This is a genomic window from Inquilinus sp. OTU3971 (assembly GCF_038440215.1).
The window spans coordinates 53,257-69,085 of the sequence record NZ_JASATH010000013.1 but is presented as its reverse complement, the minus strand read 5'-3'; the positions used below and the strand labels follow the sequence as shown (position 1 = coordinate 69,085).

At 69.5% G+C, this 15,829-nt stretch carries 13 protein-coding genes; 7 read left to right on the top strand and 6 right to left on the bottom strand.

All coding sequences use genetic code 11. The annotated features are described in order from the left end of the window. Positions 1-867: response regulator (locus AAHM41_RS05510; protein ID WP_342235516.1), on the top strand; the 867-nt coding region annotated here is incomplete at its 5' end. Here AAHM41_RS05510 and AAHM41_RS05505 read toward each other — a convergent pair. Then, a complete protein-coding gene (locus tag AAHM41_RS05505; RefSeq protein ID WP_342235515.1) occupies positions 831-1,559 on the bottom strand; it encodes a response regulator in 729 nt (242 codons plus the stop codon). The genes AAHM41_RS05510 and AAHM41_RS05505 overlap by 37 nt on opposite strands. A 274-nt stretch (positions 1,560-1,833) precedes the next feature. Between AAHM41_RS05505 and AAHM41_RS05500 the strand changes: the two genes are divergently transcribed. From AAHM41_RS05500 to AAHM41_RS05480, 5 genes are all read left to right on the top strand, one after another. Beyond that, on the top strand, positions 1,834-3,408 hold the full coding sequence (locus AAHM41_RS05500; protein ID WP_342235514.1) for a flavin monoamine oxidase family protein: 1,575 nt from the start codon (positions 1,834-1,836) through the stop codon (positions 3,406-3,408). A gap of 51 nt (positions 3,409-3,459) precedes the next feature. Continuing rightward, positions 3,460-5,070: a flavin monoamine oxidase family protein gene (locus AAHM41_RS05495; protein ID WP_342235513.1), complete on the top strand. Its 1,611-nt coding sequence runs from the start codon at positions 3,460-3,462 to the stop codon at positions 5,068-5,070. 31 nt (positions 5,071-5,101) lie between these two features. Next, the gene (locus AAHM41_RS05490) at positions 5,102-6,892 is read left to right on the top strand and encodes a thiamine pyrophosphate-binding protein (protein ID WP_342235512.1); all 1,791 of its coding nucleotides are present in this window, start codon (positions 5,102-5,104) and stop codon (positions 6,890-6,892) included. 47 nt (positions 6,893-6,939) lie between these two features. Further along, a complete protein-coding gene (locus AAHM41_RS05485; RefSeq protein WP_342235511.1) occupies positions 6,940-7,968 on the top strand; it encodes a 3-oxoacyl-[acyl-carrier-protein] synthase III C-terminal domain-containing protein in 1,029 nt (342 codons plus the stop codon). Between the two features lie 296 nt (positions 7,969-8,264). Further along, positions 8,265-9,029: a hypothetical protein gene (locus AAHM41_RS05480; RefSeq protein WP_342235510.1), complete on the top strand. Its 765-nt coding sequence runs from the start codon at positions 8,265-8,267 to the stop codon at positions 9,027-9,029. A gap of 35 nt (positions 9,030-9,064) precedes the next feature. On the opposite strand, the gene AAHM41_RS05475 is transcribed toward AAHM41_RS05480, so the two are convergent. From AAHM41_RS05475 to AAHM41_RS05455, 5 genes are all read right to left on the bottom strand, one after another. Continuing rightward, the gene (locus tag AAHM41_RS05475; protein WP_342235509.1) at positions 9,065-9,901 is read right to left on the bottom strand and encodes a sugar phosphate isomerase/epimerase family protein; all 837 of its coding nucleotides are present in this window, start codon (positions 9,899-9,901) and stop codon (positions 9,065-9,067) included. Between the two features lie 20 nt (positions 9,902-9,921). Then, a complete protein-coding gene (locus AAHM41_RS05470; protein ID WP_342235508.1) occupies positions 9,922-10,944 on the bottom strand; it encodes an ABC transporter permease in 1,023 nt (340 codons plus the stop codon). Positions 10,945-11,000: 56 nt separating this feature from the next. Further along, positions 11,001-12,533, bottom strand: a complete 1,533-nt coding sequence (locus AAHM41_RS05465) for a sugar ABC transporter ATP-binding protein (protein WP_342235507.1) — start codon at positions 12,531-12,533, stop codon at positions 11,001-11,003. 60 nt (positions 12,534-12,593) lie between these two features. Then, positions 12,594-13,508, bottom strand: a complete 915-nt coding sequence (locus tag AAHM41_RS05460) for a sugar ABC transporter substrate-binding protein (RefSeq protein WP_342235506.1) — start codon at positions 13,506-13,508, stop codon at positions 12,594-12,596. 161 nt (positions 13,509-13,669) lie between these two features. Next, the gene (locus tag AAHM41_RS05455; RefSeq protein WP_342235505.1) at positions 13,670-14,506 is read right to left on the bottom strand and encodes a TIM barrel protein; all 837 of its coding nucleotides are present in this window, start codon (positions 14,504-14,506) and stop codon (positions 13,670-13,672) included. Between the two features lie 184 nt (positions 14,507-14,690). Here AAHM41_RS05455 and AAHM41_RS05450 point away from each other — a divergent pair, with 184 nt between their 5' ends. After that, positions 14,691-15,704 carry a LacI family DNA-binding transcriptional regulator gene (locus AAHM41_RS05450; RefSeq protein ID WP_342235504.1) on the top strand — a complete coding sequence of 338 codons (1,014 nt, stop codon included), beginning with the start codon at positions 14,691-14,693 and terminating at the stop codon, positions 15,702-15,704. Positions 15,705-15,829: the final 125 nt, after the last annotated feature.

Here is a 15,829-nt window from a genome sequence, read left to right as displayed (position 1 = left end):
CCCCCCCCCGGGCGGGCCCGGGCCGCGCGGGCCCCCCCCCCCCCGGAGGCGCCGGCGCCGGTCGTGGCCGGCCCGGCGCTGTCGGTGCTGGTGGTCGACGACGACCCGATCAACCGGGCGGTGGCCGCCGGGCTGCTCGGCCGGCTGGGCCACCGGGTCACCCTCGCCGATGGCGGCCAGGCTGCGATCGAGGCGGCGGCGGCCGCCTCCTTCGACGTGGTGATGATGGACCTGCACATGCCGGGCATGGACGGGCTGGAGGCCACGCGCCGGATCCGGGCCCTGCCGGGCGACCGCGAGCCGCCGCACATCCTGGCGCTGACCGCCGACCTGACCGACGGCAGCCGGCAGCGCTGCGCCCTGGCCGGCATCGAGCGCATCCTGGGCAAGCCGCTGCAGCTGGCCGCGCTGCAGCGCATGCTGGCCGCCGTCTCGGATGCCCGCCTGCCGGTCGAGCAGCCCGTGGTGTCGGCCGATCCGACCGCCTTGGTCGACCGCGAGTTCTACGACGAGCGCCAGGAGATCCTGGGGACCAGTGAGCTGGCACGGCTGGCCCTGATGTTCCACCGGGTCTCGCGGCCGCTGGTCCGGGCGATCGGCGCCGCGGCCGAGGCCGGCGATCGCCGCGACCTGGCCCGCCTGGCCCATCGCCTGAGCAGCTCGGCCGGCGCGCTGGGCCTGATCCGCATGGCCCGCCATGCCTCCGCGATCGAATCCTGCGCCGGCAACGACGCACCGATCGACGGCCTGGTGGAGATGGCGGCAGCGCTGGGGCCGCTCCGTCGCCTGTCGATCGATGCCCTCATGGCGGAAATGCAGCGATCGCGCTCTCAGCCCCCCGCGTCGGTGCGGACGCCCAGCTTGTAGCCGACCCCGGTCACGGTGACGATCACCGGCGGCCCGCCGGCCGGCGTCTGCAGCTTGCGCCGCAGCCGGGCGATCAGCGCGTCGACGGTGCGGTCGCCGACCTCGGTGTCGCGGTTGCTGATCACCTCGACCAGATAGTCACGGCTGAGCGGCCGGCCATTGGCCTGCACCAGCGCCGCCAGGAGGTCGAACTCACCGCGTGTCACCCGCACCGGGGTGCCGTCCCGCGTCGTCAGCTCGCGCCGCGTCTGGTCCAGCAGCCAGGAATCGAAGGTGACCACGGGGTTGTGCCGCGCGGCGTCGCGCTCCAGCCCCCGGCGGCGCAGCAGCGCCCGCGACCGGGCCAGCAGCTCGCGCAGCTTCACCGGCTTGGTGACGTAGTCGTCGCCGGCCAGCTCGAGCCCGACGATGCGGTCGACCTCGCTGTCCTTCTGGGTGACGAAGATGATGCCGACCGCGCTGGTCGACCGGATCTCGCGGGCGAGGTCGAAGCCGTCGCCATCCGGCAGCTGGATGTCGATGAACAGCAGGTCGGCGGGCGTGCGCTTCATGGCGCGGCGACACTCCGCGCCGGTGGCCGCCTCCTCCACCTCGAACCCCTCCTCCGCGAAGTAGCGCGCGATCATCGTGCGCGTGACCGGGTCGTCCTCCACCACGATCAGGCGATCGCGCCGTGCGGCGCCGCCTGTCATGTCCGCCATCCTATTGCCCATCAAAAATCCTGCCCTGCCCCGCGGCCGTTCCTTGTCGAGGCGCGTAGCGGATGAATGCGAACAGCCGTTCAAATCTGGTTTACATCCCGCGCCGCACAACATGCTACCAGAGTCAGTAGGATTCGGCATCCGAACGTGTCGCGGCGGCAGGAAACAGCCATCGGCCAGAGTAGGATTCGAAAGATTTTTCCTAAAATTTATTACGAACGGGGTGGATCTGTCCGGTCCCCCGCTCGAATCGGCGGAGGCCAGCATGTCCCAGCAGCAGAGCACCTATCCGCATGTCCCGATCGCCGAGATGCTGCAGCAGATCCGGAAGGACAATGCCGGACACGGCACCAAGCATGTGGTGATCCTGGGCGCCGGCATCGCCGGCCTGGTGGCGGCCTATGAGCTGCAGCAGCTCGGCCACGTCGCCACGGTCCTCGAGGGCAGCGAGCGCGTCGGCGGCCGCATCCTGACCCATCATTTCAACGACGGCAGCTACAATGAGCTGGGGGCGATGCGCGTCCCGGGCTCGCACGACTACACCCATTACTACATCGACCGGGCCGGCCTGAAGGGCCGGCTGATCCCGTTCGTCAACAGCGTCGACCAGAACTTCCTCGACATCCATGACGTGGTCTGCCGGCTCAGTGAGGACCGCAGCCGGATCTATCCGCGCTACGGCCTGCCGGAGACTCCGCCATCGCCCGACGGCGCCTATCCGCAGGATCCGGGCGGCGCCATCTTCGGCTGGGTGCTGGCCAACGCCATCGCCCCCCTGACCCAATACGAGCAGGACAGCCTGTTCAAGGGCGAGATGACCACCGACCGGCTGCGCTATCTCGACAGCCTGTCGCTCGGCGCCTTCCTCGACACGGTGCTGCCGCAGTCGGTGAAGCAGCTGGTCGGCGCCTATACCAGCCTCGCCGTCTGGTTCGACAAGGCGGTGACGATGTTCATCCGCGACACCATCGTCGGCACCGGCAACAACCTGACCACGCTGCATGGCGGCATGAGCCAGCTGCCCGACACGCTGGCGGCGATGCTGCGCCCCGGCACCGTGCTGACGCAGCATGAGGTCACCCGCATCAGCCTGGCCTCCGAGACCAGCGTCGAGATCGGCTATACCGGGCCGGAAGGGCCGCAGATTCTGACCGCGGACTACGTGCTGTGCACCCTGCCCTTCGGCGTCATGCGCCGGATGCAGCTGGACGGCTTCAGCTACGGCAAGCGCCTGTCGATCAGCCAGATGGCCTATGCCGCCTCGACCAAGGTCATCCTCGACTGCCGCGAGCGGTTCTGGCAGTCGCGCTACGGCATCTATGGCGGCGCCTCGATCTCCGACGGGCTGCAACGCCAGACCTACTATCCGATGGATCACCTACAGGTCGAGCGCGGCCCGCTGCCGCCGCGGCCCTGGTCGAACCCGCACACCGGCCCGGCGCATGACGAGCGCACCGGGCCCGCGCCGAACGCCGATGCCTCGATGCCGGGGGCGCTGCTGGGCGCCTATTGCTGGGGGTCGGACGCGCTGCGCCTCGGGCTGATGGAGCCGGCGGCCCAGGTCGAGGCCGTGCGCCGCGGCATCGCCCGGTACCATCCGGAGATCCTGGACGACAATCTGGTGGTCGATTCCGCGTCGATCTGCTGGCAGTCGCACAAATGGTCGGCCGGCGCCTTCGCCTTCCTGCTGCCGGGGCAGCTCGGCTCGATCTGGCTCGACGGCAAGAAGCCGGAGGGCCGGGTGTTCTTCGCGGGCGAGCACTGCTCGCTCGACCAGGCCTGGATCCAGGGCTCTCTGATCGCCTCGCTCGAGGCGGTCGACCAGATCGTGAGCATCTGACATGGCCGCTGCAGCGGCCACGCAACCATCCTTGCAGACGGAGTGATGATCATGGGCGCAGACCCCGAAGGCATCATCGACTGTGCGATCATCGGCGGCGGCATGGGCGGCGTGTACAGTGCCTGGCGGCTGGCCACCGCGCCGGAGTCCAGGATCGCGGCGGCCGGCATCCACCTGTTCGAGATGAGCGACCGGATCGGCGGCCGGCTCGACACCGTCCGCCTTCCCGGCATGCCGCATGTGCCGGCCGAGCTGGGCGGCATGCGGATCATGACCTCCCAGCTGCTGGTCATGGGGCTGGTCAAGCAGCTGGGCTTCCAGACCGAGACATTCCCGATGGGCGGGCCGCAGAACCTGGCCTATCTGCGCAGCCACCGCTTCCAAGTCCGCGAGTATGCCGACGCAGCGGCGGTGCCGTACTGGCTGACCGAGCAGGAGCAAGGCAAGCCGCCGTCGAAGCTGGTGGTGCAGGCGATCGAGACGGTCATCCCCGGCGCCAGCACGATGAGCAACGAGGAGCTGCGCAAGGCCTGCGCCGCCGCCACGCTGAACGGCTTCCCGCTGCGCCAGCACGGCTTCTGGCAGGTGCTGCTGAACGCGCTGAGCGTCGAGGCCTACAATCTCGCCCTCGCCGGCGGCGGCTTCAACACGGTGCTGACCAACTGGAATGCGGCCGAGGCCATCCCCTGGTACATGGAGGATTGGGCGATCCCGGCGCAGCAGACCCCGTATGTCCATCTGCCCGAGGGCTACGAGGCCCTGCCCCGGCGCCTGTGCGACGAGTTCGAAGCGGCCGGCGGCCACGTCCATCTGCGGCGCGAGCTGATCGCCTTCAGCCGGCGCGAGGACGGGCTGTACGCCCTGACCGTGCACGACCACGGCACCGGCCATGACCATGTCGTCCTGGCCCGCCGCCTGATCCTGGCGATGCCGCGCCGGTCGCTGGACCGCATCGCCGAGCATCCGCTGGACCGCGCCGGCCCGAGCGAGTTCTTCGCCAAGCCAGGCGTGGCCGAGCTGCTGGCCACCGTCACCGGCCAGGCGCTGTACAAGTTCGCCCTGGCCTATCCGCAGCCCTGGTGGCGCGAGCTGGGCCTGACCTCGGGCGATTCCGTCACCGACCTGCCGCTGCGCCAGATCTATTATTTCGAGACCGAAGGCGACATGCCCGGCGGCGACCCGCGGAACCACAATTCGCTGCTGGTCGCGGCCTATACCGACGGCATCTCGGTCGACTATTGGGAGGGGGTGCGCGACAGCGGCCCGCCCTTCGAGGGCCGCCCCAACCCCTTCGTCACCGGCGGCGAGCCGAAGCTGGGCGACATCTACCGCATCAGCGCGTTGATGGTGGCCGAGGCGCATCGCCAGCTGAAGGAGGTGCATGGGGTGACGGAGGCGCCGGAGCCCTATGCCGCCGCCTTCCGCGACTGGGGCGACGACCCCTATGGCGGCGGCTGGCATTCCTGGAACATCGGCGTCGACACCGCGGCGGTGATGCCGCTGATCGTCAAGCCGGTCCTCGACGAGGAAGTCTATATCTGCGGCGAATCCTACTCGACCTATCAGGGCTGGGTCGAAGGCGCGCTGCAGACCGCCGAGATGATGCTGACCGGGCATTTCGGCCTGGCCGCCCCGGCCGGCAGCCTCGCCTCCGCCGCCTGATTTCCCGTCCCTCGTCCCGAAAGTTCCCGCGATGCTGCAGCAGAGCACGACCTATTACCGCACAGTGACCGACCGGACGGTGTCGCAGCTGCTGCTCGACTATCTGAAGCTCGAGAATGTCCGCTACCTGTTCGGCATTCCCGGCGGCGGCATCATGTATCTGCTGAACGATCTGCGGCTGCGCGAGGACGAGTTCACCTACATCGTCTGCCGACACGAGACCGGCGCCGCCTACATGGCGGACGGGCTGCATCGGGTGACCGGCGGGCTGGGCGTGGTCCTGGCCACCACCGGCCCGGGTGCGGTCAACGCGCTGACCGGGGTGATGAACGCCCAGGCCGACCATTCCGCCGTGCTGGCCATCACCGGCGAGGTGGCCGAGAGCTATTTCGGCAAGGGCTATCTGCAGCAGGGTGTCGACGGCACGCTGAATGTCGACGCCGTGTACCAGGCCTCGGTGCAGTACAGCGCCATGATCGCCAGCCCGGACGATTTCGCCACCCTGTTCACCCAGGCGCTGCGCGACGCGCTGTCGATCCCGTTCCGTGCCACCCATATCAGCCTGCCGGTCGACGTCTCGAACGAGGCGCCCAGCAAGCCCGTCGCGTTCCCGGCGACCTGGCGGAACTACCGCACCGTGCCGAAGGCCAGCGACCGCGCCCGCACCGACCAGGCGCTGGATTTGCTGCTGCGGGCGAAGCGGCCGCTGATCATGCTCGGCAACGGCAACCGCTTCGCCCTGCAGGGCGAGCGCCGGGACAAGTTCATCGCCTTCGTCGAGCGCTTCGGCATCCCGGTGATGACCTCGCCCGACGGCAAGGCGCTGTTCCCGGAGACCCACCCGCTGGCGCTGCGCAACACCGGCCTGGCCGGCTGCATCTGGCCCAGCCTGTATCTCGCCGCGGCCGGCGGCGGCCCTGCCTATGACGCGCTGATGGTGATGGGCTCGGTGCTGGGCAACCTCGCCACCGGCAACTGGAACACCGCCCTGCTGCCGCAGGGGCCGCTGATCCAGGTCGATGCCGACCAGGCGGTGATCGGCCGTGTCTTCCCGATCGAGCTCGGCATCGTCAGCGAGCTCGGCCAGTTCATCGACGATCTGTGCGAGCTGGCGGCGCGGCGCCAGCCGGACGAGGCGGCGGTGGCGGAGCGCAAGACCTATGTCCGCTGGATCCGGGACAATCACGCGCCCTGGTACGACCCGGAGAAGCGCGAATCCCAGGCCAGCCCGATCCTGCCGCAATCGGCGATGCGGGTGATCAACGAGGTGGTGCCCACCGGCAGCCACATCTTCATCGACTGCGCCAATTGCGTCGGCTGGACGCTGAACGACCTGGCGATCGACCCGCCGACCCAGCTTCACCTGTCGCTCGACACCGGGCCGCTCGGCTTCGGCACCTGCGCGGTGGTCGGCGGCAAGCTCGGCGCGCCGGACCGGACCTGCGTCGCGATCACCGGCGACGGCGCCTTCCTGATGCATGGCAGCGAGGTGTCGACCGCCGCGCGCTACGGCATCGGCGCCATCTGGATCGTCATGGACAACAACGACCTGGCCATGGTCAGCCAGGGCAACGCGCATTTCTTCCCCGAGCCGCCCGAGCCCTCCTGGACCGACTACTACAAGCTGGGGGCGCCGGACCTGGTGGCCTTCGCCACCGGGCTGGGCGCCACCACCTACACGGTGCACGACCCGCAGCAGCTGCGCGCCTCCCTGACCAAGGCGATCGGCCAGGCCGATCTGTACCGCCGGCCGCAGGTGATCGTGCTGGAGATCGACCGGTCGGAGGTGCCGCCCTACTACCGCACCCCGCCGCAGGCCTGAGCATGCCCGTCGCACCCCAGGCCGAGGCTCCGCGGAAGGACGCGTGAATGGTTGACAACACGGCCCGGATCAAGGGCGTCGGCTTCGCGGTGCCGGAGCAGGTCCGGACCAACGATGCGCCGGTCTTCGACTGGATCAAGGCCCATCCGCCGCCGCACACCGACCTGTTCCAGGGCTTCGACCAGCGCCGGATCCTGGCGCCGGGCCAGACCGTGGTCGGGCTGATGGCCGAAGCCGCCGCCGCCGCCCTGGTCGATGCCGGGCTGGGCGCCGGCGACATCGACCTGCTGGTCGGCGCCGCCTCGGTCGCCGACTACATCAGCCCGAACGACCTGGTGGCGCTTCACCAGACGCTGAACCTGCCGTCGCGCTGCCAGGTGCTGCCGCTGGGGACCGAGTTCACCATCTTCAACGACGGGCTGGTCCTGGCAGAGGCGCTGATCCGCACCGGCCGCGGCCTGCGCAACGCGCTGGTCGTCTGCGGCTGCAACTGGAGCCGGCATGTCAGCTACCACGAGGCGACCTGCATCGGTGCCGCCGACGGCGCCGGCGCGGCGGTGATGGCGGTGACCGACGACCCGCAGCGCTTCGCCCTGGTCGACGTCGTGACCGACACCGACACCGGCTATTTCGGCGCCATGCATATGAGCGCCCGGCCGGCCGGCACGATCGACCCGCCGCCGCCCTATCTGGCGGAGAGCTTCACCACCCCGCTGATGTATATCGGCGACGAGGGGGCCGCATCGTACAAGGAGTACGGCGCCAAGATCCCGCCGCGGATCGTCGACCGGCTGCTGCGCCGCAACGGACTGGCGGCCGACGAGATCACGCTGATCGCGCACCAGGCCTCGTCGGTGCTGAGCGGCGCCTGGGCCGAGGCGATCCGGCCGGGCCAGTACCTGACGACGCTGACCGAATACGCCAACATGACCTCGGCCTCGGTGCCGGTGACGCTGGCGGCGCTCTATCCCGAGATCGCCCGCGACAATCTGGTGCTGCTGACCATCGGCCTGCAGCAGCAGACCTCGGCGGTGCTGCTGCGGCGCCGCTGCGCCCGGGGGCAGGTCGCCGTCTGATCCCGCGGGCCGGCGTCAGCCTCGCTCCGATCTCCGAGACGCGGGCTTCGATCGATGCGGTCGAAGCCCGTGGTCGTTTCCGAGGGCCGCCAGTCATTCGCTATCGCGTCCCGTGCGAATGGTGGTTCATACCCTAGTCACAGCTGTGAACGTTTCTGCGACTATACAGAACCATAAGCTGAGCCGCGCAATATTGCGCCAAGTTCCCCGGATGATTTCGGCGGAATATTGTCGCATGACTGGGCATGCGGACGGCGGTGGGCCGGAGATCGACGGCCGACAGGATGGAGGCCTTCATGCACAACAGAATCGCCCCTAAGGGAGAGTCCCCATCGGACGGGTTGGCGGCGCTGTTCGACGCCATCGAGACCCGCAGCGGCATCGCCGGTGTTTCGAGCCGGGCGATCGGTGCGAACGAAGCCGCGTTCCGCGCCATGCATCTGGATCTCGGTGAGATCCGTGCGGCGCTGCGGGCCGCCGATCTCGATCCCCCTCTGGTGACAGTCTGCGCCGATGTGCTGCGCATCCCCGACCGGTTCGACTGGACCCTGCGCCGGACCGAGCTGGTGATCGTGGCGCGCCGGATCCAGTCGGACGGCTATGCCTCCCTGAATCTCGACTATCGCGACAGCACGACGGCGAGCCTGACCGTGTTCACCGAAGAGGTGGACGGCCGGTTCCAGGCGATCGCCATGACCACCCCCGACGGGCCGCAACCGGCCGCCTTCATCTTCGACTCCGCCCCGGCGACGGGTGGTGTGCGGATCCACGTGCCGGTCCGCCAGCCTGTCGAGACGCCGCTGGACAGCATGCAGGGCCTGCCGCCTCGTGCGATGGCGGTGGTCGAGCAGGCGCTCCAGACCGAATGCGCCGTCGCCTCGCTGCTCCGCGAGCAGCGTCCGGACCTGGCCCGGGCGATGGTCGGCTGGATCAAATCCTGGTCCGACGACGTGCCCGGCCTGGCCCGGATCGCGGCGGAACTCGACAAGCTTCTGGCCGCGCAGGCCGGTGCGAACCGGACATCGCACTGGCAGAAGAACGCCATGGCCGCGACCGGCTGACACCGGGTCGGCCCGCCTCCGCGCGGTGAGGCCCGTTATCCGCGGGCGGTCTCGGCCCAGAGGTCGCGGGCCAGCCCGGCGAGGGTCAGGGATTCGGCCCAGCGGTCGGTGGTGTCGTTGCCGTCGCGCCCGGTGATCGCATAGGGCTTCGGCCCCAGCTCGCAGGTGAAGGACAGGGTCGCGTCCGCGACAGCGCGGCGGCGCCAGCTGCGGAAGCCATGGCCCCACCAGTCGAGGAACAGGTCGACCCAGGGCTTGTGGTGCGGGAAGGCGATCTCGATCTGCACCTGCTCGCGCGAGGCGACGCGGCCGTGGAAGGCCCAGGAATTCTCCAGGATCCGGTGGATCAGGGCGTGGTTCTCGTCCGAGACCGGCCAGGCGAATTCCCGCCCCACGAGGAAGTGCGACAGGTCGGCCAGCAATGGCAGCCCCGGAAAGCGGTCGAGCAGGTCGAGGGTGAAGTAGAGATCCGTGGTCATCCGGTCGCGATGGGTCTCGATCAGCACCGGGAAATCCACCTGCTCGGCCAGGCGCCGCCAGCCTTCGATCAGCGGCACGCATTCCTCCAGCCGCCGCGGCCGGACGTCCGGCTGCAGGTTGATGTGGTGCACCGGGAACTCGGCCGCGATCTCGAGCACCGGCTTCAGCTCGTCGACGGTCTTGGGGAAGCACACGCCTTCGGCGACCATGGCGGTGCCCTGCAGGCAGCCTGCCGTGCGGCGGACCAGATCCCGATCGGTCCAGGGCGTGCTGATGCCGTCGAAGCCAGCCCCCGCGATCATCTCGACATTGGCCTCGACCGTGCGCTCGAACCCGTCGGTGTGGCGCCGCTCCATCGCCCAGAGCGACTGAAGCACCAGAAGCCGCTGCATCCCTTCCCCTCCCCTTGCGTTCACGCTTTGCGCCGGCGGCGCTGGCGGTACTGGTCCGCGGCCACGGCGGCGACGATGATGCCGCCCTTCACGATGTCCTGGTAGTAGGCGTCGATGCCGAGGAAGGTGAAGCCGCTGGTCATCACCCCCAGGATCACCGTGCCGATCACGGTGCCGGTGATGCGGCCGACGCCGCCGGCCAGGCTGGTGCCGCCGATCACCGCCGCGGCGATGGCGTCGAGCTCGTAGCCCGTGCCCATATTGGCCTGGCCGCTGCCGTTGCGCGCCGCCATGACGATGCCGCCCAGCCCGGCCAGGAGGCCGGCAATGGTGTAGACCAGCATCAGGTGCCGGCCGACATCGATGCCGGAGACGCGCGCCGCCTGCGGGTTGGCGCCGATGGCGTAGGTGAACTTGCCGTAGCGGGTGTAGCGCAGCGCCACATGGAAGATCAGCGCCACCACCAGGAACAGGATCACCGGCCGGCTGCCCTGGCCGATCCAGGTGAAGGCCGGCAGCAGGCCGGAGACCGGGGCGCCGTCGGTATAGGCCCGGGCGGTGCCGCGGGCCGCCACCATCATGCCGAGCGTGGCGATGAAGGGCGGGATGCCGGTCTTGGCGATCAGCGCGCCGTTGACCAGCCCGGCCGCGCCCCCGACCAGCAGGCCCATCGCCACCGGCACCACCACCGGCATGTCGGTCAGGGCCGGGAAGATGATTCGGCTGAAGCCTGAGCTCTGGGCGAAGGTCGCCGACACCATGGCGGCCAGCGCCAGCACCGAGCCCGGCGACAGGTCGACGCCGGAGGTGATGATCACCTGGGTCGCTCCGACCGCGAGCAGCCCGACGATCGAGACCTGCAGCACGATGATCAGCAGGCGCTGCGGGTTGACCAGGAAGGACTGGCCGCGGGCGTACCAGCCGAGCGCCTCGAACAGCACGCAGATGCCGACCAGGACCAGGAAGATGCTGGCCTCCACCGGCAGGCGGAACCGGCGGCGGGTGGCGTCGATCTGGGGGCCGGAAACCTGGGTCGCGCTCATCCTGTCCTCCCCGGCCGGCGCCCGGCCGGCTCTCGTTCAACTGACGATCGGCGGCCTCAGCGCGAGGCCAGCCGCATGATGCTCACCTGGTCGGCCTCGCCGCGGTCGAGGATGCCGGTCACCCGGCCCTGATGCATGACCATGATCCGGTCGCTCATGCCGAGGATCTCCGGCAGCTCGGAGGAGATCATCAGCACCGCCACGCCCTCCTGCGCCAAGGCCGAGATCAGCCGGTAGATCTCCGCCTTGGCGCCGACGTCGATGCCGCGCGTCGGCTCGTCCAGGATCAGGATGCGCGGCTTGGTCAGGAGCCAGCGGGCGATCAGCACCTTCTGCTGGTTGCCGCCGGACAGGTTCAGCGCCGGCTCCTGCAGGTCCGGCGTCTTGATCCGGAGCGTGGTGCGCCAGGCCTGGCAGGCCTGGGCGATCGCGCCCTGGGCGACGAAGCCGGCCTTGACGTAGCGGTCGCGCAGCACCGCCATCTGCATGTTCTCGAGCACCGGCAGGGTCAGGAACAGGCCCGTTTCCTTGCGGTCCTCGGTCAGGAAGGCCATGCCCGCCGCCATCGCCTGCGCCGGCGACCCGATCCGCACCGCCTCGCCCAGGATCCGGATGGTGCCGGCGGTGGCCGGGGTGACGCCGAACAGCGCCTCCGCCACATTGGTGCGGCCGGAGCCGACCAGGCCGGCGACGCCCAGGATCTCGCCGGCGCGCAGCTCGAAGCCGACATCGGCGAAGACGCCGTCCAGGCCGAGGCCTTCGACCGCCAGCACCGGGGCGCCGATCTGGGCCTGCAGCTTCGGGTACATCTGGCCGAGCTCGCGCCCCACCATCATCCGGATGATGGCCTCGCGGTCGAGCTCGGCGGCGGGGCCGGAGCCGATGAAGCGGCCGTCGCGGAACACCGACACCTCGTCCGCCACCGCCGCCAGCTCGCTCATCTTGTGGGTGATGTAGACGATGCCTTTGCCGGCCGCCTTGAGCGTGCGGATGATGGCGAACAGGTGGTCGACCTCGCGCTCGGTCAGGGCCGAGGTCGGCTCGTCCATGATCAGGACGTCGGAGTTGTAGGACACCGCCTTGGCGATCTCGACCATCTGCCGGCTGGCGATGCTGAGGCTGCGCACCTCCGCCTCCGGGTCGATGTCGATGGCGAGGGTGGCGAACAGCTCCGTCGTGCGCCGCCGCATCGCGCCGTGGTCAATCAGGCCGAAGCGGTTGCGCGGCTCGCGCCTTATCCAGATGTTCTCCGCCACGGTCATGAACGGCATCAGGTTCAGCTCCTGATGGATCATGGCGATGCCGGCCTCCAGCGCCGCCAGCGGCGTCGGCAGCGCGACCGGCCGGCCCTTGAGGCGGATCTCGCCGGCATCCGGCGCGTAGATGCCGGCGATGATCTTCATCAGCGTCGACTTGCCGGCGCCGTTCTCGCCCATCAGCGCGTGCACGGTGCCGGGGCGCAGCCGGAACGACACATCGTCGAGGGCGACGACGCCGGGGAAGGCCTTGCGCACATTCGCCACCTCCAGGAGGCAGTCGGCGGCGGGCGAAGGGTCGGGCCGGCGCAAGGTGGCGACGGAGGCGGTCATGGCGGGCGCCTTTCCGCCCGGGGGCGCGGGCGCTCCCGGACCTTGGTCGATGATCGCGGATTACTGCGAGAACTTCTTCATGTTGTCGGGCGTCACCAGCTCGAACGGAATCCACTGCCAGCTGTCGAGCTTCTCGCCGGCCGCCAGCTTCAGCGCCGCCTCGACCGCGCCCCTGCCCTGGCCGCGGGCGTTCTGGAACACGGTGACGTCGAGAGTGCCCTGCTCCATCTCGGCCAGCGCGTCGGGCGTCGCATCGACGCCGCCGATCAGGTACGGCTTCGGGTCCTTGCCGGCCTGCCGCATCGCGAGGATGGCGCCGATCGCCATCTCGTCATTGTTGGCCGCGACGATGGTGAAGTCGGTGCCCGCGGTCAGCCAGTTGGTCATCAGGTCGATGGCCTCGTTGCGCTGGAAGTTCGCGGTCTGCTTCTCGACGATCTTCATGTCGGGATATTTGGCGACGACGTCCTCGACATCCTTGGTGCGCAGCTGCGCCGCATTGGTCGCCAGTTCGCCGACCATGACCACGACATTGCCCTTGTGGCCGGCCAGCCGCGCCAGCTCCTCCATCTCCAGCGTGCCGGACTGGCGCTCGTCCGAGCCGACGAAGACCACGCCGTCCGGCAGGGTGTCGCCGTCCGGCTTGCGGTTGACGAAGACCAGCGGGATCTTGGCCTCCACCGTCAGCTGCGACATCTGCGGCGTGGCCGAGGTGTCGACCGGGTTGACGATTATGGCGTCGACGCCGGAGGCGATGAAGTTCTGGATCTGGCTGGTCTGGTTGCCGATGTCGCCCTTGGCGTCCTCGAACTGGATCTCGGCGCCCTTCGCCTTGGCCTCCTCCGTCATCGCGTTGCGCAGGATGGTCAGGAAGTTGTCGTCGAAATGGGCCATCGAGACGCCGATCTTGGTCGCGGCCTCGGCGGGCAGCGACAGCAGAGCGGCAGCGGCGAAGGCGAGCAGGGTTCTCTTCATCAGGCGTCCTCCCATGGTTCGGCCCGGATGCCCGGGCTGTCCGGTTCGTGCCGGCTCTATGTCCCGCGACGGTAGATCGCGCCGCCGGACGGCTCAATCAACCCATGATGGAATCTCTCAGATTCCCTCACGGGCTCGCGGATCTTTCTGACGGATCTCCATCATTCGGCGGCCATCCGCACCAGCGCTGCGCCCAGATGGTCGATGCTGCCCCGCAGCGCGCCGGCGATGTCGGGATCGGCGTGGACGCTGGCGGCGAAGGGCTCGAAGGAGACGGGGCCGCGATAGCCGCCGGCGTGCAGCGCCCGGATCTGAAGTGCATTGCCGATCATGTCGGCCGGGCCGACCAACACGCGATGCGCGTCGCGCAGTTCGGCCAGCGGCACCGTGCGGTCCTCCACGCCGGACATGTGGACCAGCCCGGTGCGGTCGGGGAACAGATCCGGCTCACCCGCCAGATGATGGTGGAAGGTGTCGTGCACCAGCCGGAACCGGTCGCCGAGGCCGAGCTCGTCGATCACCGCCACGGCCTCGCGCTTGGAGCGGAGCGAGCAGATCTCGAAGCCGAGCGGCTCGACCAGGCCGAGGATGCCGGAATCGGCCAGGATCGGGGCCAGGCCGGACAGGGCCCGGCGCAGCCCGGCGCGCCGCTCCTCCGGCGGTAGCTGCCAGCCGGAATCGTTGACCGGGACCAGCACCAGCGCCCCGGCACCGCAGCGCCCGGCATAATCGGCGAGCGCCCGCGCTTCCTCGGCCCGCGCCTCGGTCCAGTCGTTGAAGCGCTGCAGCGCGTTGATCGACAGGATGGTCACGTCCCACTGCGCCGCCAGCCGCGCCACCGCCTCCGCCGCCAGGCCGCCGGCGACGGCATCGTCGCCGAGATCGTTGCGGATCTCGACGCCGCGGCAGCCGAGGCCGGCGGCGAGGTCGAAGAACCGCGGCACATCCAGGGCCGGCACCACCATGTGGTTCAGCGCCACGACGACATCGGTTTCCATCCCGTCACCGCCTGATTTATTAACAATCAATCTGCTTCATTTCGAGGCCAGTGATGGAAGCCATATGATTGAATAGCTGTCAACAGCAATTGCAAATCCCAGCCGTTCGGCGTCTCTTCGGTTCAGTTTGACCTCGAAGGCGCAAATCCGTATTGATGCTTAAGCCATCAACCGAGAGGATTGGATGCGGCGCGGCAGCTGGCAGGGCCCCACCATCGCCGAGATCGCGGCGGAGGCCGGCGTCTCGACCGCCACGGTCGACCGCGTGGTCAACGGCCGCGGCGGCGTGGCGCCGGACAAGGCGCAGGCGGTGCTGGCGGCGCTGGAGCGGCGGCAAGGCCCGACGGTCCCGGAGGCGGCGCCGTCGATCCGGCTGGGCTTCGCCTGCGATTCGGGCCAGACCTTCACCGCCACCCTGATCCAGGCGCTGGAGCGGGTCGCGGCGGAGGATCCGGGGCTGGGCCTGGAGTTCTTCACCCAGCCGACGGCCGAGGTCGACCCGCCGGACTTCGCCGAGCACATTTCGTCGATGCTGGCGCGCTGCGACGGGCTGCTGCTGGTGGCGCGCGAGCATTTCGCCATCAACCGGGCGGTCCAGGCCGGCGTAGCAACAGGCAAGCCGGTGGTCTGCCTGACCACCGACCTGCCCGGATCGGGCCGCACCGCCTATGTCGGCATGGACCAGGAGCGGGCGGGGTCGACCGCCGCCTGGCTGATGGGCCGGCTGACCGGCGGGCGCCCGGGGCGGATCGTGCTGGTCGCCAGCGCGCCCTATCGCTGCCAGGAGGAGCGCGAGATCGGCTTCCGCCGCGTGCTGCGCACCGAGTTCCCGACCCTGTCGGTGGAGGAGAGCATCCATTCCAGTGACGACCCCGACACCGCTCATGCCACCATGCACCAGATCCTGGCGGCGGGGCCGCCGCCGCTCGGGGTCTACAACACGGCCGGCGGCAATGTCGGCATTGCCCGGGCGATCGCCGAGGCCGGGATGACCGGCGCCGTGGCCTTTATCGGCCATGAGCTGAACGAGAACTCCGCCCGGCTGCTGGAGGAGGGTGGCATGGACGCCGTGCTGAGCCACGACGTGGCGGCGGAGCTGCGCAAGGCGGTCGCGATCATCCGCGGCCGGCTCGCCGGCGAACCGGTGCCGGAGGAAGCGCCGGCCCGGCCGCTGATCGTGACCAAGTACAACCGGTAGGTCGCGAGCTGGTTGCCTGCCACTTCCCTTCTGTCATGTCATCGCCGGGCTTGATCCGGCAATCCAGGGGCCACCCAGAGCGGTATCGACATTCCCTGGATGCCCGGGTCAAGCCCGAGCATGAC